The sequence below is a fragment of the Bacillus sp. ISL-75 genome (genome assembly GCF_018613095.1).
This window is the reverse complement of record NZ_JAGGQX010000038.1, coordinates 111656-131487: the sequence shown is the minus strand read 5'-3', so window position 1 is coordinate 131487 and position 19832 is coordinate 111656. Positions and strand designations below refer to the sequence as shown.

The window sequence follows — 19832 nt, the reverse complement described above, 5'->3', positions numbered from 1 at the left end:
AAAATGGACAGATAGAAATGGTCAAGAATATATGTCTGTTTTTGTTTCTGACGAGTTCGTTTACCCAAGTCACCTGTGTGAATTGTTTTGATGAGGAAGAGTTGTGTATGTTAAATTAAAAGAAGAAATGGCTCTTAAAATTCTCTGTCCCTGGTAGAAAAAAACAGAATCGAACATTGGCGTACTGTTCTTCTATTCGACTAGGCCAACTTCCTTTTGAGGTACTTTAATGAACAATGCAATCAAACCGTTAGTCTTCAATCACGAGAACAGGTTAATTTCAGTAGAAGTCATGCAAGACCTCAGCCCGATAGAGATGAAATCGATTTAGCTGGAATTTTCTGATAAATCTTATGGTCCTAGGGGGATTTTTGTTATCATAGTAAATTAAGGTTGCAGAACTAGTTATTGTATTATTGTATGTAAGAGGGGCTGTTTTATGGGACTAATTGGTAAAACTATTCAAATTTATATGCCAGATGGCTCTCCAACAAGTATTAAAATTACAGAAATAACAACTAGAATTGTTCAATTAATTCTAATTCCCAGAAATAAATTAAATGAGATTGGCCAAAGGGAAGAAGTAAAGAATGTAGGTGTGTATTTTTTATTTGGAAAGTCTGATACAGACGGAAAGACTAGCGTTTACATCGGCGAAGCTGAGAATTGTTACGAGCGTTTAAAACAACATAACAGAGACACTAATAAAGATTTTTGGAATGTGGCGATAGTAGCCATCTCAAAAACAGGAAGTTTTACAAAGGCTCATGTAAAATATTTAGAATCTTTTTGTTATCAGGAAGCATTAGCCATTGGGCGCTACAAATTAGAAAATGGGAATAGTCCTACCCAATCCTCTTTACCTGAACCAATGATAGCAGATTTAATGGACAACTTTGAAACAATTAAAACTCTATTATCTGCCCTAGGTTTCCCTATTTTTGAGAAATTGGTTAGTGAGGAATCGAAGGAAATTTTTTATTGCAAAGGTAAAGATGCAATAGCTCAAGGTGAATATACAAATGAAGGATTTGTTGTACTAAAAGATTCCCTTTGTAATCTTGTGGAGTCCCCGACCGCAGGAAGCTGGATCGAAAACATGAGAAATGACTTAGTTGAAAAAGGTGTCTTAGTCCGACAAGAAAATGTTTTAAAATTTACGGAAAATTATATATTTAATTCCCCAAGTGCAGCTGCAGGTGCGGTTCTTGCTAGAAGAGCAAACGGGTGGACGGAATGGAAGGATATTAACGGGATTACACTTGATAAGTTAAAAAGGCAGGGGTAAATAACGATACTACATTACAGAACTTGGTAAAGCTAAAACTAGTACCATTGACACCAGTAAGATCCTGGATTTTTATGGGATAATTATTGTTAATGTTTTACTCGATACCACTTCCACTAATGAAGAATACAAGATAATAAATTGAAAGTTTAATGGTAGTAATAATAGCTAATTTTATTTAACTATCAGAGACAAAAATCTATAGGGACTGGAACCTTGTTGTATCAAGGGGCTCAGGCTCTTTTTTTGTTAGTAAGAAGTTCCTGTTTTGTTGTATCCTAGAGATATACATAATTTTATGGAGGTACCTTTATGCAAATGGTGCAAGGTCCAGGCTGGACAACCTCTGATATTAAGACTATTAATGGGGAGGATCATCTGGGAATTCGTTTTGTAGGGATTTCTATTGCAGATACTCTACAGGCTGGAATTACAAGTATCACATCACGGGCGAGGTATTGGTCTTTTTATTCTTGGGTAATTCATGATTTTATTCAAAATGGCCCAGAGCAAAAATCAATGAAAGAATTTAAACAATACTTAAAAAAACAGGAATGGTATTACATCTTAGCCAATATTGGCTGGTCGGTAAAAAATAATATGACTACAAGCGGACTCATTGGAAGTACGAAGGGGAGCGCAGAGTGGAACAGTGAGCAGACAGTATTTCTACCTGTTTTCGATTATGTAAAAGATTCGTTTGGGGGCTACGGTACATATCGGAATGTTTTAAAAATAGTTGGACTGACGCGAGAAGGTAACATTGAAAAAGGGGTACAAATTGATCGCCTTACTTCGTTAGGAAAAGAACTAGCGGAGGCTTATGAGAAATCGATAGACGGAACTGTCTATTATCAAAAATATCGTCATTCCAATAACCCTGTCCCTCGGGAAGTTTTAATTGATTATGGCCAGTTTGGAGGATTATCAAGCTTGCATACTAACGCATTGGACTTACCGTTATTAACGGATATTTTTATGCCGAAAAATCCAAGTGGAGAAAGGGGAAAACTTCGAAGGAACTCTCTCCTTTACTACATGAGCATAATTCAACAAAAGGCAGCGAAACCATTTTCTTTTCAAGTATGGCAAAACCTTATGTATGATGGATATTTTACTGGCACAATAAAAGTTTCTAAGGAGCTGCAGGTTGTTGCCATTGGCTGGGAAATTTATCAAGCCCGACAGTTAATTACCTATAGTCTGGATGCTATATGGTCATTTTTACTAGATAAAATGTCCAGAAGAATTTACACGACTCCTGAATTAATATCCCATGTTTTAGAGGAATTAAGCGCTTTGGATTTTAATTTAAACCAAAGTATAAAAAGCATAGTTGAATCGCTCGATCTCCAACAGAAAGATCGCAACAACTATATAAATTTAATGGGTTCTGATGAAAAGAATCTTATTTCACATGTTTGGAGTCCGATTCTAGTGATGTTGGAGGTATATTGCCGCTTTAAGGATCGGCAGGATTTTACCGACCTTCATAAAAACCTCCTGACAATGGGGGGAAGAGACAGTATCTCCTTTAAAACATGGTTTGTATTTGTTGAAGATTATTATGATCAAACGATTGAAGAATTTTTATCGTATATCATGAATTATTTTATTCTCGATCAGCACCAGAAGGTCGCCCTTAATAAAGTGATTACTACTAAAAACGAAACCTACCATTTTGTTGAGAATGATGGAAAACTGTATTTTATCAATGACGATCATCCTGCTTTTAATGCGTTTCGAGTTAATCAAGGGCTATCCATTTTAGAGGATTTACAATTAATTAAAGGAATAAAGGGATCATTTATGATCACTTCTTTAGGCCAGGTGAAGCTAAGTGGAAAAAATTAATCTTTTAGACGAAATAAATGATTCAAGCTATAAAGTAGCATTACTTACCTCCTTTTCGACTGATCTTGTCTTCTTTGAGAAGATGATCTTACGTTTTCTAACTAATCAAAATTGTACCTATATAGGAATGTTTATTGATGGAAAGAGCCTGCAGGAGGCGGTTATTAAACCCAATATTAAGGAACTCGGTAAGCATTATATTGTAAAAGGAATACAAACAGATCTGGCTTTTCATCCAAAGATTTATCTTTTGCTTGGGGAAAAGAAGGCAAAGGTTATGATTGGGAGCGGAAATCTGACGCCGGCCGGCTTTTTAACCAATCACGAGGTCTTCAATGTTTTTTCGTATGATGAAGAAAAGGAAGATACACACCATATCGGAGCAATTCAGGAAGCGTTTCGACTCTTTCAAGCTTTTCATGGGGAAAAGGAAAATAGGCTTTGGAATACTATTTTTAACATTGTTCGGGACTTTTCCTATCTTTTTCATCCCATTGCTGACAATCGAATGAAACAAATCATCTCGAACTATTCTCAGCCACTGGAAGAACAACTAAAAGGAATTTTACCCGAGAATATACAATTGATCGAATGCTTTGTCCCATATTTTGACCGTACATTGACTGTATTGGAAAAATGGAGAAGAGACTTCGCAAAAAGTGACATTAACGTTTATTTGCAAAATGGGACAACAAATTTTCCGAGTGAACGTTTACTGGGCAGTAGTTTCTCACTTTATGAAGCCATTTTTATACAAGATGCAAGTAGGCGGTATCATGGAAAAGTGGTTCGCTTTGTTGGGGAAGTTGAAGAAGTCATTGTTTACGGAAGTGCCAATTGTAGTCATCAAGCTTTTCTACAATCCTTTCTTCAAGGAGGAAATTGTGAAGCGGTTGTGGTTGAAAAAGGGCCAAAAGGGACGTTTGATTCGTTTTTTAAAGATAGTATCGATGTTAAACATCTCATTCCAGAAACATTTGAGGTAATCGACCAAGATGAGACTGGTTCAAAGCAGATTTCCCCGATTCGTTTTGTCGAAGGGTTAATTGAACAGGGAAAGATAACCGTTAGGGTTCAATCCTCGATTTATATTGATGACCTTCTTATTAGGGGAGAAAAAGGAATTATTAAGGAATTTGACTCCACCTTATGGATTTTTGAATTTAACGATGTTGTTTACAATAACTCTACCATCATGCAGATGGAATGTTTATCAAATGGTGAGACTTACACCTTCTTTGGATGGTTTCATCATGTGGAGACCTTACGGCACAATTTTGAAAATTTGAAGAAACTCCCCTATGAAGGCCTTAAAGAGGATCCGTATCTTGAGGATTATCACAATATGGTAAATTTGCTGGAAGATTTACATCATCGCCTGATCCTAACTGAGGAAGATATGGAGGAAAAGAGATATGGAAGGAACCAAGCCTCTTCCATTCACCAACAGGTGGAAGTCACGGCGGGTAATGATGAAAATATAAGTGGAAACCTCGAGGATTATTACATTGGTGAGAGTTTAGAGGAACTAAAGTATGGCTCCGCTGTTGGTATAGATGTGTTAGGGAATCTCATCAATACATTGCTCAGGCCATTTTATCATGATGCGACTGCTTCACTTGAAATCACAAGTGGCTCAGGAAGCAGTCATCAGAAAGAAGCACCTACCAAGCAGGAGCTAACGGTTGATTTAAAAGAGCAGCTGATCTGGAGAATGTATCGATTTACGAAAAAGCTCCATCAAGGCATGTTATCCCCTTCCTATTTAGCGAAAATTGATAGTGATGCTTTTATTAAAAATATGACCATTTACAGTGGATTTTTGTTTAAGCTTTACGAAAGATTAGGAAGTGAACTATACACAAAGGACCAAATGGTCGATGAATTTTATCAAATTCTCAAAGCGATTGAAAACTACAGCGATCACCAACTTTTAGATCCAAATAGAGATGATATGCAATTTTTACTAGTACAATCTTTAGCAACTATTTTTATGAAGGATTACCTCCTTAGGGAGGAAGATAATTTTCATTTCGTTCGGGGAGTGAAAATAAAATTAGGCTTACATTTAAAACATGTTCACCAACAAATACAACCGATTCGGAATTCCTATGCTGTCTATACAGACTTAATTTTAAATCATCTAAAGAAGTTAAATTTCAATGTTACAGGTGAAGAGATTGAGAAAACACTAGAGGAACGCTTTCCATTTATTACATATGATCAATTAATTAAAAAGCTTACACAGTTCAATGGCATTGATAAAGACCATTTGCCAACAATCCACGAACCAAGAGTATATTCTGATTTAGATTTAAAGCCCTTTAGTTATGATTTCAATATTTTACAGCTACATTTACTTTATTCGATGGTGACCGTGGATGAATGGGAGAAACAAACTTCCTTTTATATTATCTGGAAAAATAACAATCCTAAATCAAACCTAAGGCGCCTGGTATTGTATTTCAACCAGAAGAAGGGAATTCTGAGGAAAAAGTATGTTTATCGAAATGGCCTTGATCCTAGAAAAGAGGAAAAACGGCATGTCTCAAAATCGCAATTACTAGCTGGGGCTATCAAGGGGGAAGTAAGTATTTTGGCTGAAGGTTTTAAGGAAATGGTAAAGAAATAAAATGGTGTCATCCAAGGGAAATATGAAAAGTTCTAAATTTATATCAAAAATGTAATGTGTCCCGAAAAGGGAAAGGAATCTTAAACGAGGAGAAGGTCCTCAAAAGTCATAGGATTGAAATAAGGGATACTGTTAACAGTATCCTTATTTTAGTAGAAAGTATATTTTTAGTTAAAATTTACCAGTTCAATGATGTCTGATATAAACTTCCTTTTGTGTTGGAAAATGTTTCAATTTAGGAGCTAAACGCAAATTAAGGGATTTTAAATCAAATTTGTATCATTTTAATCATTGATTTTTAGAGTATTATTCTATTATGGTACGGTTAATACATGCATGAGCACATTGCGTTTAAAACCCTTACCTGTTATTTTGAGGTATGAAAGATTTTCTATCAGGAATATTCAGACTATTCAAAATTAACTATTGAATTAACACTACGATGTTGTTATTATTATTTAGAAGAGTGAACGTTCACTCTCTAATTATGAAAGAAAAAAGTTAGTTTCTGAATCCTTAGGTCGATTGAATCATATTTGATGAAGGGGTGCAATTGGAAAGGAATTCTATCTAGTTTTATTTAATTTCCTTGTCAATGATCCGTAGCTTAGCCTGCTGGTTCGTGATGCCAAAAAATTGAATAAAGGGGGAACTCTTGTGGAGAGAACAATTTCTATGGACGATCTGCCGTTAAGCAAAACCCATATTAGGACAGCCATCTTTACGACTGGCGGAAAATTTTGCGATGGTTATATTTTAGGTGTTATCGGAATAGCTCTTACATTGTTAGGTCCGCAAATGGAGTTAAGCTCTTTATGGTATGGGTTAATTGGAAGTTCTGCATTGATTGGTTTATTCTTGGGAAGTTTCTTCTTTGGATGGCTGACTGATAAAATTGGAAGGAAACCTATCTATCTAGTAACGATTGCTTTGTTTGTGGTGCTTTCTATTCCACAATTTTTCGTTACATCCCCAGAGCAATTGTTCATTCTTCGGTTATTGATGGGCATTATGATTAGCGCTGAATATGCGACAGGTGCGACGCTGCTGTCAGAGCTGCTTCCGAAAAAACAGCGGGGCACGGTTCTAGCGTGTTTGAATGCTATGTGGACTGTGGGCTTTGTGTTTTCTGTCATTATCAGTTATGCCATGCTATCGTTTGGAGGAGAAGAGGTTTGGCGTTGGATGCTGGCAAGTAGTGCTGTACCAGCTTTCCTTTTATTTGTCATGAGATTAGGAGCTCCAGAATCTCCTAGATGGCTCGTGAGCAAAGGGAGAATTGACGAAGCAACAGCAGTTGTGGACAAATTTTTTGGCAAACATGTCCGGATTGATGACCTCCGTCTTGAGGAAAACAAGAAGACAAATGTCAAAGAGTTATTTAATAGAAACTATCGAACACGAACGGCATTTGCTGGTTTATTTTGGGGCCTGCATGTCTTGCCTTATTTCGGAATGATGACTTTTACACCCATTGTTTTCACGAGCCTTAATATGGAGGACGGGTTTTTCAGTACCCTAATATCCAATCTCTTTCAATTGGCCGGGGCAGTGGTAGGGGTAGTGATTATGGATAAAATCTCACGCAGAAGCTTTGCCATTTACTCTTTCTTTATCCTCGCTATTTCAATTGCATTGCTTGCCATTATTCCAAATCCATCCTCATTTATCGTTGTGGGATGTTTTGCCATTTACGTATTCGCTGCTTCTGGATCTGGCAATTTGCAAACCGTCTATCCAAGTGAGATTTTTCCTACTCACATTCGTTCAACGGGAGTAGGATTTGCCACCATGATCAGTCGGATCGGGGCAGCTGTAGGAACTTTTCTTTTACCGATCAGTTTAGATGTCCTTGGTATTAATATAACAATGGGAATTTTAGCTGGAATTTTATTGCTTGCTGCATTCATTTCAATTAAGTGGGCTCCAGAAACTAGGAATATTTCACTTGTGGAGGCTTCAAACGTGGCAACACCACTGTATAACGTTAACTTGAGGGAGGAAAAGGCTAGATGAAAAAAAGAGTCGCAGTCATTGGGGTAGGATCAATTGGCAGTATGACACTCTGGCAATTAGCAAAGAAAGGTATAGAGGCGGTGGGATTTGAACAATTCGGAATCGCCCATGATCGTTCAGCTGCCGGAGGCGAGTCTCGTATGTTCCGGACAGCGTATATGGAGGGGGCTGAATATGTTCCATTGCTGAAAGAATCACGGGTTTTATGGGGTGATTTAGAGGCTGAAACTGGATACAATTTATTGACTCTAAACGGCGGACTTATGATCGGGCCGAAAGATTCCTACAAAATGAAAAACGTCATCAAAAGTACCCATGATTTTGATATCAGTCATGAGGTGTTAGATGCAGCTAGTGCAAACGTGCGATTTCCCCAACACAAACTTAACCCAGATGACATTATGGTACTTGATAAAGAAGCTGGTTTTATGAGACCCGAATTGGCTGTCTTTGCAGCAGCAGAAAGAGCAGAAGCACTTGGAGCCGTCATTCACCGCCATGTTGCTGTAGAGCAGATTGAAGAGTTCGAAGGCAAGGTTAGGGTTGTTGCTAATGGAGTGCCATATGATTTTGATCAAGTCATTGTTACAGCTGGACCTTGGACAACTAAACTATTTCCTGAATTAAAAGAGAATTTAACTCCTCGAAAGATTGTCATGACGTGGTATCCAACAGATAAAATGAATCATTATGTGCCGAATGCTTTCCCTGTATTTGGAAGATGGGCAGAAGAGATTAGTTTTTTTGGGATTCCGACATTAGAGGGAACCATGGTCAAGATAGGGAGCATTGATACTTTTGGAGATGTAGAAGATCCAGACAACTTACACCGTGATGTTGCTCTTTCTGAGTTGAACAACATTAATCAGGCAGTCCGTAACTATATGCCAGACTTAAGACCAGATCCAGTCAGAATCAGTGTGCACATGGACGGCTATACAACGGATGAGCACGCTGTAGTCGGATTGGTTCCTGGGTTTAAGCGGACGTTTATTATGGGAGGATACTCTGGCCATGGATTTAAGTTAGCGCCTGTTATGGGTAAAATCGGATTAGATCTCATCGAAACAGGCAAGACAAATTTTAATATTTCACACTTACGTCCAGAGAGATTTTTAAAAGTAAAAATGTAAGCTTAATAACTTTTCGAAGGGAGGAATCCCACTGAAGGATGCGAGAGTAGCGGTAATTGGGGTTGGCACAATGGGCAGTATGGCCATGTGGCAACTGGCACGAAAAGGAATTACATCTGTCATTGGATTTGAACAGTTTTATCTTGGACATGATCGCTCTGCAGCAGGAGGAGAATCAAGAGCATTTAGGACGGCCTATTTGGAAGGAAGCAAGTATGTTCCGCTCCTCATGGATTCCCGCCAACAATGGCGCGAATTGGAACAAGACACCAATACGGATCTCCTTAACTTGAATGGAGGTCTAATGATTGGCAACGAACAGCATGAGTCGATAAAAACTATTTTGGAGTGTGTTCGTACCTATGACTTAGATCACGAAATCATTGGGCCGGCACAAGCGAAAGTGTATTATCCTTATCATCCTTTAAACGAAGGAGAGGTGATGATTCTAGATAAGCAGGCCGGATTTATACGGCCAGAACGCTCTGTCCTAACGGCAGCAAGAAGGGCTGAGGAATTAGGGACCACTATACTAAGGAAAGCGACCGTCCAAAATATAATTCCTCATTCAAACGGTGTAACCGTTATGGTCGATGATAGGGCATATGAGTTTGAAAAAGTGATTGTGACAGCTGGACCTTGGTTAGATAAATTGCTGCCTGCCCTAAAAGACAATTTTGAAGTTAACCGCCTTTTATTGACTTGGTTTACATCAGAAAAGATAAATCAATTCCTGCCAGAGCGATTTCCTATCTTTGTCCCTTTTTCGGAGGAAATTAATTTATTTGGAGTGCCTTCATTGGATGGCAGCATGGTGAAGATTGCACCTGTTAGTGATCGAGGTGATGGGCGTGTCATAAATCCCGATTCCTTGGACCGGAATGTGCCGCTTCAAGATATCGAAAAACTGATTCAAGGTGTTAAAAGCTGCCTGCCAGATCTAATTCCTGAACCGGTAAGAGTGGCCGCCTATATGGATGGCTATACACCAGATCATGCTCCCCTAGTTGGATTTCTGCCAGGAAATAAAAATGTAATCGTAATGGGTGGATTTTCAGGGCATGGGTTTAAATTTGCCCCTCTCATGGGCAGGATTGCGTCTGAACTAGTCCTAACTGGTGAAACTCATTATGATATCAATTTTATGGACCCAGCAAGATTTTTAAAAGTAAAGTCCAGCTTGTAATAGGCTGGATGTTTGAAAAGAGCTTGTCGATCCTAAGTGATCGACAAGCTCTTTAGTCTTACTGGTAAAAAATGAATCTATGACCCATAAAAACATTGCCTTCTATTAGGAGTTTTTCAAGAAAAGTTGGACTGAGTTCAAAATAAAGTCGATTTTCTCTTGATTAGTTAGAGTTTCATTTTTTTCTTTTCTTAGAAAAGAACGGAATCTCTTTTCGTGGTAATCTGAAACTAATGAATAAAGGAAAAGGATAAATTGATTATCCAATAAAAAAGACAGCACTTTTTCATCAACTGTAGGATGAATTTCTCCTCTATCTTTTGCTTCTGAAACCATGTTAAGGATGTAAGCGCCTGACTCCATAAAAGCATCATGTAACTCTTGAGAGAACTTTTCCATATTGTTCGAGCCGAGATTCGCATAAACTTTTATGTAGTTAGGGTATTTGGAATGGAGGTTTTCAATCTCCTCTAAATACTCCCGAACGGAAGTAAGAAGTGAGTGATGAATATGTGTATACTTCTGGTATAAATGCTCCACTAAAATATTTTGGCATTGATTCAATACTGCTAAAAATACTTCCTCTTTATTGGAAAAGTATTTATATAAAGCGCCATTGGAAATATTGGCTTTTTGACATATATCTTTAATACTGGCTCCATAATATCCTTTTTCGGCGAAGCATTCGGCCGCGGAGTCTAAAATATGAAGTTGTTTTTCGCTGGGTAATTTTTTGAAAGTATTCAATGTTCTCACCAACTCCTCATCAAAGCATTAAACCGTGAGGCTCCAAATATACGGGTATTTTAGTACACTCAAAAAGGTCAAATTTAAAAAAGGCCACCTTTTTCATCATAAATCGTAAAAATATCGTAACTATCACAAAACCTCTAAATACTATTTCCGACCAAGGAGATGAAAATAATGGCATATATTTTAATTGAATCATATCCAAGGAAAAAACGGAAGTCGATAGGTGAAAATTGTTAGAAGTTCCAGAGCCGGGCATCGTGAAGGCAACTAATTTCTTCGAAGAGAGAAAAAGCACAAAGTTTGACCATCCTGGATTTTTATTGTTCCTATTTTTGAATCCAGTTAATATCTTTATGGCACTATAATATTATAAATAAGAAATAAACTTATATTTTATTGGAGGACTATAATTGGATATTGAAAATACGCAAAAAGTCACATTTAAGTTGGAGAATGGCAAAGGGAAGCTTGAAGTAAAAGGGGAAATTATCGGGGAAAGCCGAATCCCATTTTTTGATGATTTAAAGTTTAAAGGGATAATTGCTTTACTTAATTCCATCGATAAACAAAACTTTAATGAATCAGAGAATCCTCAACTATTTGATCATTTTATCAGGGAAATAGAAGAGACAATCGATGAGATGAAAAACTATGACCAATTTCAGGGGAAACTTAACTGATCCAAGTATTTTCAAAATCATCTTAAAATAGTTGGTTTTGTTAAAAGAGGAGATATAACCAGGGAAGGAACAATAAATGAATTTGTTTGCGATTGGTTTTGCTGGTTTAATCTTAACCATACTGTCATTTAAATCAAAAAAATAACCCAATTGATCTGTTAATTGACCAATTACCTGGCATTAAAGTTGGTGCTATCGCCATCATACCTGAACGAAACGTATTTGCGGGAAATCGAATCAATACGGCAGAGTGTTTCGAAGAGCTTTCAAAAATAGAAGCGATTTCTTCTGTTTTCTTGGTAGATAATGATCAGATGCGCAAAATGAAGCCGCAATCAAGCAAACACGAGATTTACCTCTCTGCTAATCATCAAACGATGGAGGCCATTTGTCATCTCCTAAAAATAAAACACCGCGATGTCAGAAGTTCGTAAAATAATGAGCGGGAAACCATTCATAATTAAAATTTTAATGTACAAAATATTCAAAAAATATTGACAACGGAGGGAAATCACGGTAAATTATGTATTAATAGTAAATATAGTGTAAGGTTATAAAGTTATAATATTATAAATTAGGTGTGATTTTATGAAAATAGATAAACATAATCATGTTCCTCTCTATCGTCAAGTGGAACTGGTATTAGAGGAAAAAATTAAATCCAAGCAGTGGGATATAGGTTATCAGCTGCCAACTGAACAGGAATTAGCTGATCTGTTTGATGTGAGTACCATTACGGTCAAACGGGCGGTCATTGAATTGGTAAACAAAGGGTATCTTTACCGGCAAAGAGGGAAAGGTACTTTTGTAGCGGGTTCCACTAATGAACAAGATATTAATGTGTTCTTCTCCAAAACAACAGAAGAAGAGGAACATCCGCATGAATTACTCGGTTTTTCGATTGAAAATGCGGAAAACGAGGTGGCAGAAAAACTAGAATTGCAGCCTGAAGCAAAAATCATTAAGATCAAGCGTTTAAAAATTGAGAATGATGTTCCAGTTGCACTTGAGTACTCGTATCTGCCCTATGATCAATGTCCTGGCCTGACTCCAAATGATATAAATAATGAACTTATCTACAATATTCTGAGAAATAAGTTTCATATTTTGTTAGGAAGAGCCAGGCTATTAATTAAGCCGTATATTGCTTTAGGTGAAATGGCAGAATGGCTTCAGGTTGAACCAGGTACACCTGTGTTTGAATGGGAGAGGTTTACGTATACCAAGCAGGGAAAGGTAATTGAATACTCAAAATTTTATGTACGCCATGATCAAGTTACCTATTATACTGAGATTCATTTTTAGATAAGAATAAATGTATAATATTATAACTTAATAGATTATAATATTATATTTTTTTGAAAGCGATTATCTGAAAATTTAAAAAATTACATCAATGATTACTAAAATAATTTAAAAGGAAAGGGAGGAAAGTCGAGTAGCTAAAGTATTGCCACATATGAGAGATATCTATATTTGAGGAGGAGTAATGATGAAAAAAAGAAAAGTGTCGTTAGCTCTATTAATTATTCTTGTTCTGGGTATTATTTCTGCGTGCAGCAGCCAAACGGGCAATTCGTCTGAAAAATCAGCAGGTGAAGGCGGAAAAACATTAGTATTTGCTGCCTATGGTGGAAGCTATGAAAAAAAGATGAAAGAGACACTTATTCCAAAGTTTGAAAAGGAATACGGTGTGAAAGTGAAGTATATTACCGGAAGTTCTGTTGATACACTGTCAAAACTTCAGGCACAAAAGGATAAGCCGCAAATCGATGTCGCTTTCATGGATGATGGACCGCAGGCTCAGGCAAAAGCTTTTGGTTTACTAGCACCATTAGATGAGAGTATTGTGACAAACCTGAAAGATGTCTATGATATTGCCAAAGATAAGGACAAGATCGGAGTTGGTTTTGGGATTATTACGACGGGATTAGCTTATAACAAAGATACCTTTAAACAAAATGGCTGGGAGCCGGTTAAATCCTGGAATGACTTAGCAGATCCTAAGTTTAAAGATAAATTAGTTCTGCCATCCATCGCCAATACGTACGGAGTGCATATGCTTCTCATGTCAGCTATAGCAAACGGCGGAAGCGCGCAGGATATTGAACCTGGATTTGAAAAAATGAAGGAAATTGCTAAAAACGCAGTGACATTTGATAAAACCGCTGATGTTTCTAACTACTTCTTACAAGGTCAAACAGTTGCAAGTGCGTGGGGAAGCAGCCGCGTGTACACCCTGCAAGATACAGGATTCCCAATTGAGTATGTGATACCAGAGGAGGGTGCCCCTGCACTTATGGCAACGGTTAGTGTGGTAAAAGGCGCTCCAAATGAAGAGCTGGCCCAAAAGTTTGTTAATTTTATTTTAAGTGAAGATACCCAAGTGGAATTTGCAAACGCTTTATTTGACGGTCCTGTCAATAAAAACGTGAAACTAGATGGGGATATTACCAAGAAGATCGTTTACAGTGAAGATGAAATTGCAAAGCTTGTTAAAGTAGATTGGGAGTATGTCAATACAAAGAGAGCTGAATGGACAGAGAGAGCAAATAAAGAAATTGAAGTGACCCACTAATGAAGGGGTGAAATGATGAGCTATTTATGCCTTGAAAACGTAGTAAAAACCTTTAATAAAACAGAAGTTGTAAAAAAGATGAACCTTGAAATCAAGCAGGGTGAGCTTGTTTCTTTCCTTGGGCCATCAGGCTGCGGAAAAACAACTACCTTAAATATGATTGCTGGGTTTCTAGATGTAGACGGCGGAAGAATCGTGGTGGATGGGAAGCCTGTTCACCTGCTTCCTCCTAATAAAAGAGAAATGGGCATGGTTTTTCAAAACTATGCTCTCTTTCCCCACATGACCGTATTTGATAATGTTGCCTATGGTTTAAAGCTTCGCAAGGTTAGTAAAAGCGAGATTCATACCCGTGTTACAGAAGCGCTTGAGATGGTCCGGCTGGCAGGCTATGAAAAACGCTATCCAAAGGAGCTGTCCGGTGGTCAGCAGCAGCGTGTTTCACTAGCAAGAGCACTCGTGATCAAGCCGAAAGTTTTGCTTCTTGATGAACCATTAAGCAATTTGGATGCCAAACTCCGTCAAGAAATGCGTGAAGAAATCGTGGAAATTCAAAAAAAGGTTGGGATTACCACCATTTTTGTAACTCATGATCAGGAAGAGGCACTTGCGATTTCAGACAGAATAGCGGTTATGTATGAAGGCAGAATTGAACAGGTCGATACTCCAGTGGCCATTTACAACTACCCTCAGACTGATTTCGTCTCTAGGTTTATTGGCGAAGTAAACCAGATTCAAGGTCAGGTGCTCGAGGCACTAAGTGATAATCAATGTTTAGTGTCTTTTGACGGCTATGAGCAGGTTCTTTCGGTTCACCAGCCGAAGGATTCTGTGATTGACTTTTATATTAGGCCTGAAAAAATACAAATTTCGATAGAAAATAGTGATGGTCTTCAGGTTAGCGTGGAAAGGAAAATGTTTTTGGGTGCGAAAACCCGGTACATTTTAGTAAACAAGGAGAAACAATTCATTGCTGATATTTCCAATGTTTCGTTAAATCCTGATCTGGTTCAAGAGGGGAAACATGTATGTATTAAATGGAATCCAGAGGATTTATTAGCTACCAAAAAGTGAGGTGACTCTATCCAATGCAGGCTGAAACAGCGTATCAGGAACAGGAACTGCTATTCAGGGAGAAAAAAAAGCACTTAACGAAAAAAAAGCTTGATTATTTGCTTTTATTACTTCCGACCCTCGGTATTTTTATTTTCTTCTTTTTGCTTCCGTTGTTCTTCCTTTTTATCACAAGCTTTAAGACTTTTGACGCAGCAAGCGGGATTGGCAATGATTGGACGCTACAGAATTATATTAAATTTATTACAGATAAATTCTATCTTGGGGTTATATGGCGGACGGTCAAAATAGCGCTGATTACTACACTGGCTGCGATTGTTATTTCGTTCCCAGTAGCCTATCAAATTACAAAAGCAAAGGGAAGGATTAAGAATTATTTAACCCTTTTAGTTCTGTCACCCCTGTTAATCAGCATGGTAATCCGTTGTTATGGCTGGGTCATTTTGTTGTCCAATAATGGAGTAATCAATCATACGTTAATGAATTTTGGGTTGATTGATAAACCATTAACCTTGCTCTATACGGAGTTTAGCGTAGTCATAGGAATGGTGCACGTGTTATTTCCTTATATGGTGTTAAGTATTATGGGTTCGCTTGATAGAATCGACCCTTCTGTGATCCGAGCTTCACAAAATTTAGGTGCCAGCTCGATTCGAACCTTCTTTTCCGTCATCTTGCCTTTAACGCTGCCTGGAATATTTGCTGGTTCCGTTATGGTTTTTAGTTTAGGCGTGAGTTCCTTTGTTACTCCTGCGATTCTAGGGGGGCCTCAGGTAAAAGTGATGTCATTCCTTACATATGAACAGGTTGGTATCATGCTGAATTGGCCTTATGGGTCGGCAATTGGGTTCCTATTAATCTTTATTGCCACTATTACCATCATTATTTATAGCAAATTGCTAACTAGTTCCAAAAAAGGGGTGGCCATTCAATGAGGAAGGCATTACCAAAATTCGGCTTAAATTTCTTTTGTCTGATCGTTTACATCTTTTTGGCTGCCCCGATTGTCGTTGTTTTATTGTCTTCCCTGACAACCACTGAGTTTATCGTGTTTCCTCCCAAAGGGATCACGTTCAGGTGGTATGTCGAATTAATCAATCATCCTGAATTTATGCAGTCCTTTATGCTCAGTATTAGCGTTGCATTTGGGACATCAATCCTTTCAACGATTATCGGAACGATGGCTTCTATTGCTGTTGTCAGATATCAATTTAGAGGGAAAACAGCCATCATGCAATTAGTTGGTTCACCTCTCTTGATCCCCTCCGTTGTATTTGGGGTGGCTCTTTTGCAGTTTTATTCCTGGATTGGTTTGGCCGCGAGCCCGGCAGCTTTAATTATTGGTCATATAATCTTAACCATCCCCTTTGTCATGCGCCTGGTTGTTGCCAGTTTAGTAGGCTTCGACCGCACGATCGAGCAAGCGGCTATGAATCTAGGGGCGGGAAGCCTCAGGGTATTTTTTCAAATTACACTTCCTATCATTAAATCGGGTGTAATAGCAGGAGCTATTTTTGCCTTCATTACCTCTTTCGACGACTTAACCGTTGCCCTATTTATTGTCAGTACCGATGTGGTTACGCTGCCAGTGCGGATTTATACCTATATGCAGTATCAGTATGATCCTATCATTACCTCTGTTTCTAGTATCATGATTCTTTTAACAGTCGTATTAATGATTGTCATCGAAAGAGTATTAGGCGTAGGAAAAGTATTTGAATCGAAAAATTAATAAGTAGGTGTTTTTATGCACATTAAACATCATCCCGTATTGGGGGAACAGCTTCAAAAACAAGTAACAATCTACTTTAATGATGAACCGTATAAAGCTTATGAACACCAATCCGTCGCTGCAGCATTGTTAGCCAATGAAATAAAAAAATTAGGGCAGAGTAGGAATTTAATTCAGCCAAGAGGCTTGTTTTGCTCGCGGGGCAGATGCTGCAGCTGCTATATGACGGTAAATGGGGAGGATCATGTACGAACGTGCATGACGAAGGTCGAAGAAGGCATGAAGATTTATCCGAATGATGGAGATCCAGACGTAAGGAGTGAATGCCGTGGAGACTGATGTTCTAATTATTGGTGCTGGTCCCTCAGGTCTAACAGCTGCTTTGGAAACAGCATCTAGAGGCTTAGATGTAACCATAGTAGAAGAATCTCTTTCAATGGGCGGACAATTAATTCAACAGACCCAAGTCCTTCATTCGCTGCCTTCTTCCTATCAACCTATGCGCGGGTTTGAGTTGGCCGATCTTTTAACGAAACAATTAGAAGATTACTCTATTCGTTGTTTGCTAGGTCATCGAGTGATTGGTTTTTACAAGGATGGAAGTGTTGGTATTTCCGATGAGGTCAATGTATTCCCTCTAAAAGCGAAAAAAATAATCGTGGCTACGGGTGCGGCTGAAAATGCCCTTGCTTTTCCGAAATGGACGCTTCCGGGAGTCATGACCATAGGTGCAGCCCAAACCTTAATGAATCGGGATTTTGTGATACCAGGTAAACATGCCGTTATCGTAGGATCCAGTGACTTTGCGATGGATGTTGCGCTCCAGCTTTCTGAGCTAGGTGTACAGATTAAGGGGATAATTGAAAAAACTCCAAGCTTAACGGCACGGGATGCAGAAAAAGAGGAAGAGGTTCGAAAAAATGGTATGCCAGTTTATGTCAATTCCTCCATTAAGGAAGCCAGGGGAATTGGTAAGGTAGAGGAAATTGATATCGAGAACGGAGAACAGATTCTTACCGTAAGTATTGATGTCGTATGTATAGATGGCGGCCGATCGCCTATTCTCGATGTTTTTTACCAGCTTGGCTGTTCATTCAGTTATCAAAAAGAACTAGGAGGCTGGATCCCGCAATACAACAAATCTTTACAAACAGACCGGGAAGATGTTTTTTTAGCGGGGAACGCTGCCGGGGTCAGTTCTCAGGGAGTTTTACTAACAACAGGTATGATAGCCGGGGTTAATGTTTCTGAATCCCTGGGAGCTATCAGTAAGCAAGAGGCCGATATCGAGACCATGTCTCTATGGAGAGAACTCGAAATTCTTGAGACGAAGCTTCATCCAGATGCATGGAAAGCAAGAATGCAGCATGTTGAAAACTTTGAACATCCCGTCCTTAAGGACCAATTTATCTCTTAGTTCGAAAAGATTAAGAGACTAGAAGGTGAATAAATTGGATAAAACCACGATTATTTGTCGATGTGAAGAAATCAGTTACGAAGAAATCGAGGAAGTCATTTCGAATGGCGCCAAGAGATTTGATGATATTAAAAGAATGACACGCTGCGGCATGGGACCATGCCAGTCAAAAATATGCAATAGCCTGGTGGCCACTATAATTCAGGAGAAAACAGGCATACCTATTCATGAGATTCCACTGCCGCGTATGAGGATGCCGATAAGTCCAATTAAGCTTGAAACCCTAGCAACGAATAGTACCTCATTTTCCTCGGTGAAATCTGTTTTAGATGAGGTGGAGCTAGAGGATGGGAAGGTGAGATAAATGGAAACTAGTTATGAAACGATCATTATCGGGGGAGGGGTCGTCGGAAGCAGCATCGCTTATCACCTTTCGGAACGAAAAAAGGAAGGAATTCTGGTACTGGATCAAAAATTCCCTCTGTCGGGAACTTCAGGTTCCACACAAGCGTGGGTATGGGTTCATAATAAAACACCTTCTTGGTATGCAGAGTTTAATATGTACAGTGCCGAACTTTATCCTTATTTGTCAAAAAAAATTGGGGATGTAGAATATAAACGGACTGGCGGACTTTCCCCATTTTTTAATGAAGCCGATCGCGAAAAAGCGTTACGGCTTGCGGAGGCCTACAAAAAAATTGGCATCAAAATTAAGGTTTTATCCCGTGAGGAGGCCTTAGAAAAGGAACCATCGCTCAATCCGGAGGTTGCAGGCGCAACGTATAGTTCCATTGATGGCAACGTAAATCCTTTTCGGTTAGTCGATATGTATATGAGGGCGGCCCAGAAAAATGGAGTTCACTACTCTACTTATAATAAAGTAATGGAAATTCAAAAGCTTCCTAGGAAATTCATTGTTGTCTCACAAAAGGGAACATTCGTTTGTAAGAATCTTATTCTTGCTGGCGGCACCTGGTCAAGAGAATTAGGAAAATTAGTAGATATCAACATTCCGGTCAACCAGTTAAGAGGGCAGATTCTTGTTACCGAACCCCTAAAACCATTTTTACATTATACCATCAGCGGGTTAAGACAGGCCTTTAATGGCGAGGTATTAATCGGTTATTCAATGGAAGAAGAAGGATTTAACAGAGCAACCACATTGGATGTCATTCAAGAAACGGCTAATATGGCTGTTCACTATGTTCCGCAATTAAAAAAAGCAAAGGTTGTTCGCGCTTTTTCAGGAATTCGAGCCATGCCGGAAGATGGTTTTCCCATTCTGGGGAATATCCCGGGTATTGAAAACCTTTATGTGGCAGCTACGCATAGCGGCGTAACTCTATCGCCGCTAATAGGGACTCTTATGACTGAGTTAATTCTGGATGGGGAAACTTCAATCCCAATTGATCGCTATTCCATCAGCAGGTTTGATTTGGCCCTTAGATAAATTAGTGTCATAATTTATATAGTAAAAATTTATCAAACC

General features: G+C 38.5%; 17 protein-coding genes. 16 read left to right on the top strand and 1 reads right to left on the bottom strand.

All coding sequences use genetic code 11. The features are described 5' to 3' along the window. Nucleotides 1–439 precede the first annotated feature (439 nt). From J7E63_RS16535 to solA (J7E63_RS16510), 6 genes are all read left to right on the top strand, one after another. On the top strand, nt 440–1288 hold the full coding sequence (locus tag J7E63_RS16535) for a GIY-YIG nuclease family protein (RefSeq protein ID WP_215014372.1): 849 nt from the start codon (nt 440–442) through the stop codon (nt 1286–1288). 312 nt (nt 1289–1600) lie between these two features. Further along, nucleotides 1601–3142 carry a hypothetical protein gene (locus J7E63_RS16530; protein ID WP_215014370.1) on the top strand — a complete coding sequence of 514 codons (1542 nt, stop codon included), beginning with the start codon at nt 1601–1603 and terminating at the stop codon, nt 3140–3142. Next, on the top strand, nt 3129–5774 hold the full coding sequence (locus tag J7E63_RS16525; RefSeq protein ID WP_215014368.1) for a phospholipase D-like domain-containing protein: 2646 nt from the start codon (nt 3129–3131) through the stop codon (nt 5772–5774). Before J7E63_RS16530 ends, J7E63_RS16525 begins: the two co-directional genes overlap by 14 nt. Before the next feature lie 657 nt (nt 5775–6431). Continuing rightward, nucleotides 6432–7790, top strand: coding sequence for an MFS transporter (locus J7E63_RS16520; protein WP_215014366.1), 1359 nt, complete (start codon nt 6432–6434; stop codon nt 7788–7790). Next, entirely contained in the window at nt 7787–8923 is a 1137-nt protein-coding gene (gene solA, locus J7E63_RS16515) for an N-methyl-L-tryptophan oxidase (protein WP_215014364.1), read from the top strand. Before J7E63_RS16520 ends, solA (J7E63_RS16515) begins: the two co-directional genes overlap by 4 nt. 25 nt (nt 8924–8948) lie before the next feature. Beyond that, nucleotides 8949–10109 carry an N-methyl-L-tryptophan oxidase gene (solA, locus tag J7E63_RS16510; RefSeq protein ID WP_308161969.1) on the top strand — a complete coding sequence of 387 codons (1161 nt, stop codon included), beginning with the start codon at nt 8949–8951 and terminating at the stop codon, nt 10107–10109. 105 nt (nt 10110–10214) lie between these two features. Here the strand turns inward: solA (J7E63_RS16510) and J7E63_RS16505 are convergent, their stop codons facing one another. Beyond that, nucleotides 10215–10856 carry a TetR/AcrR family transcriptional regulator gene (locus tag J7E63_RS16505; protein WP_215014360.1) on the bottom strand — a complete coding sequence of 214 codons (642 nt, stop codon included), beginning with the start codon at nt 10854–10856 and terminating at the stop codon, nt 10215–10217. A gap of 416 nt (nt 10857–11272) precedes the next feature. On the opposite strand from J7E63_RS16505, the gene J7E63_RS16500 reads away from it, so the two are divergent. The 10 genes from J7E63_RS16500 to J7E63_RS16455 all read left to right on the top strand — a co-directional run bounded on the left by J7E63_RS16500 (nt 11273) and on the right by J7E63_RS16455 (nt 19793). Continuing rightward, entirely contained in the window at nt 11273–11542 is a 270-nt protein-coding gene (locus tag J7E63_RS16500) for a hypothetical protein (protein WP_215014358.1), read from the top strand. Between the two features lie 588 nt (nt 11543–12130). Continuing rightward, on the top strand, nt 12131–12847 hold the full coding sequence (locus J7E63_RS16495) for a GntR family transcriptional regulator (protein ID WP_215014356.1): 717 nt from the start codon (nt 12131–12133) through the stop codon (nt 12845–12847). Between the two features lie 184 nt (nt 12848–13031). Continuing rightward, complete coding sequence (locus J7E63_RS16490) at nt 13032–14120, top strand: ABC transporter substrate-binding protein (protein ID WP_215014354.1); 1089 nt, start codon at nt 13032–13034, stop codon at nt 14118–14120. Nucleotides 14121–14135: 15 nt separating this feature from the next. Next, complete coding sequence (locus J7E63_RS16485; RefSeq protein ID WP_215014524.1) at nt 14136–15194, top strand: ABC transporter ATP-binding protein; 1059 nt, start codon at nt 14136–14138, stop codon at nt 15192–15194. A gap of 14 nt (nt 15195–15208) precedes the next feature. Continuing rightward, a complete protein-coding gene (locus J7E63_RS16480; protein ID WP_215014352.1) occupies nt 15209–16129 on the top strand; it encodes an ABC transporter permease in 921 nt (306 codons plus the stop codon). Further along, nucleotides 16126–16926 (top strand): ABC transporter permease, encoded by an 801-nt coding sequence (locus J7E63_RS16475; protein ID WP_215014350.1) that lies wholly within the window; start codon nt 16126–16128, stop codon nt 16924–16926. Before J7E63_RS16480 ends, J7E63_RS16475 begins: the two co-directional genes overlap by 4 nt. A gap of 15 nt (nt 16927–16941) precedes the next feature. Beyond that, nucleotides 16942–17265, top strand: a complete 324-nt coding sequence (locus tag J7E63_RS16470) for a (2Fe-2S)-binding protein (protein ID WP_215014348.1) — start codon at nt 16942–16944, stop codon at nt 17263–17265. Next, a complete protein-coding gene (locus J7E63_RS16465) occupies nt 17255–18343 on the top strand; it encodes an NAD(P)/FAD-dependent oxidoreductase (RefSeq protein WP_215014346.1) in 1089 nt (362 codons plus the stop codon). Before J7E63_RS16470 ends, J7E63_RS16465 begins: the two co-directional genes overlap by 11 nt. Nucleotides 18344–18377: 34 nt before the next feature. Continuing rightward, complete coding sequence (locus tag J7E63_RS16460) at nt 18378–18707, top strand: (2Fe-2S)-binding protein (RefSeq protein ID WP_215014344.1); 330 nt, start codon at nt 18378–18380, stop codon at nt 18705–18707. Continuing rightward, nucleotides 18708–19793, top strand: coding sequence for an NAD(P)/FAD-dependent oxidoreductase (locus tag J7E63_RS16455; RefSeq protein WP_215014335.1), 1086 nt, complete (start codon nt 18708–18710; stop codon nt 19791–19793). The last annotated feature ends 39 nt before the right edge of the window (nt 19794–19832 follow it).

Bases quoted from the DNA above. Each gene is read 5' to 3' on its own strand.
- J7E63_RS16490 (WP_215014354.1), top strand. From the start codon at position 13,032: ATGATGAAAAAAAGAAAAGTGTCGTTAGCTCTATTAATTATTCTTGTT.
- J7E63_RS16455 (WP_215014335.1), top strand. From the start codon at position 18,708: ATGGAAACTAGTTATGAAACGATCATTATCGGGGGAGGGGTCGTCGGA.
- J7E63_RS16495 (WP_215014356.1), top strand. From the start codon at position 12,131: ATGAAAATAGATAAACATAATCATGTTCCTCTCTATCGTCAAGTGGAA.
- J7E63_RS16480 (WP_215014352.1), top strand. From the start codon at position 15,209: ATGCAGGCTGAAACAGCGTATCAGGAACAGGAACTGCTATTCAGGGAG.
- J7E63_RS16530 (WP_215014370.1), top strand. From the start codon at position 1,601: ATGCAAATGGTGCAAGGTCCAGGCTGGACAACCTCTGATATTAAGACT.
- J7E63_RS16470 (WP_215014348.1), top strand. From the start codon at position 16,942: ATGCACATTAAACATCATCCCGTATTGGGGGAACAGCTTCAAAAACAA.
- J7E63_RS16535 (WP_215014372.1), top strand. From the start codon at position 440: ATGGGACTAATTGGTAAAACTATTCAAATTTATATGCCAGATGGCTCT.
- solA (WP_215014364.1), top strand. From the start codon at position 7,787: ATGAAAAAAAGAGTCGCAGTCATTGGGGTAGGATCAATTGGCAGTATG.
- J7E63_RS16475 (WP_215014350.1), top strand. From the start codon at position 16,126: ATGAGGAAGGCATTACCAAAATTCGGCTTAAATTTCTTTTGTCTGATC.
- J7E63_RS16485 (WP_215014524.1), top strand. From the start codon at position 14,136: ATGAGCTATTTATGCCTTGAAAACGTAGTAAAAACCTTTAATAAAACA.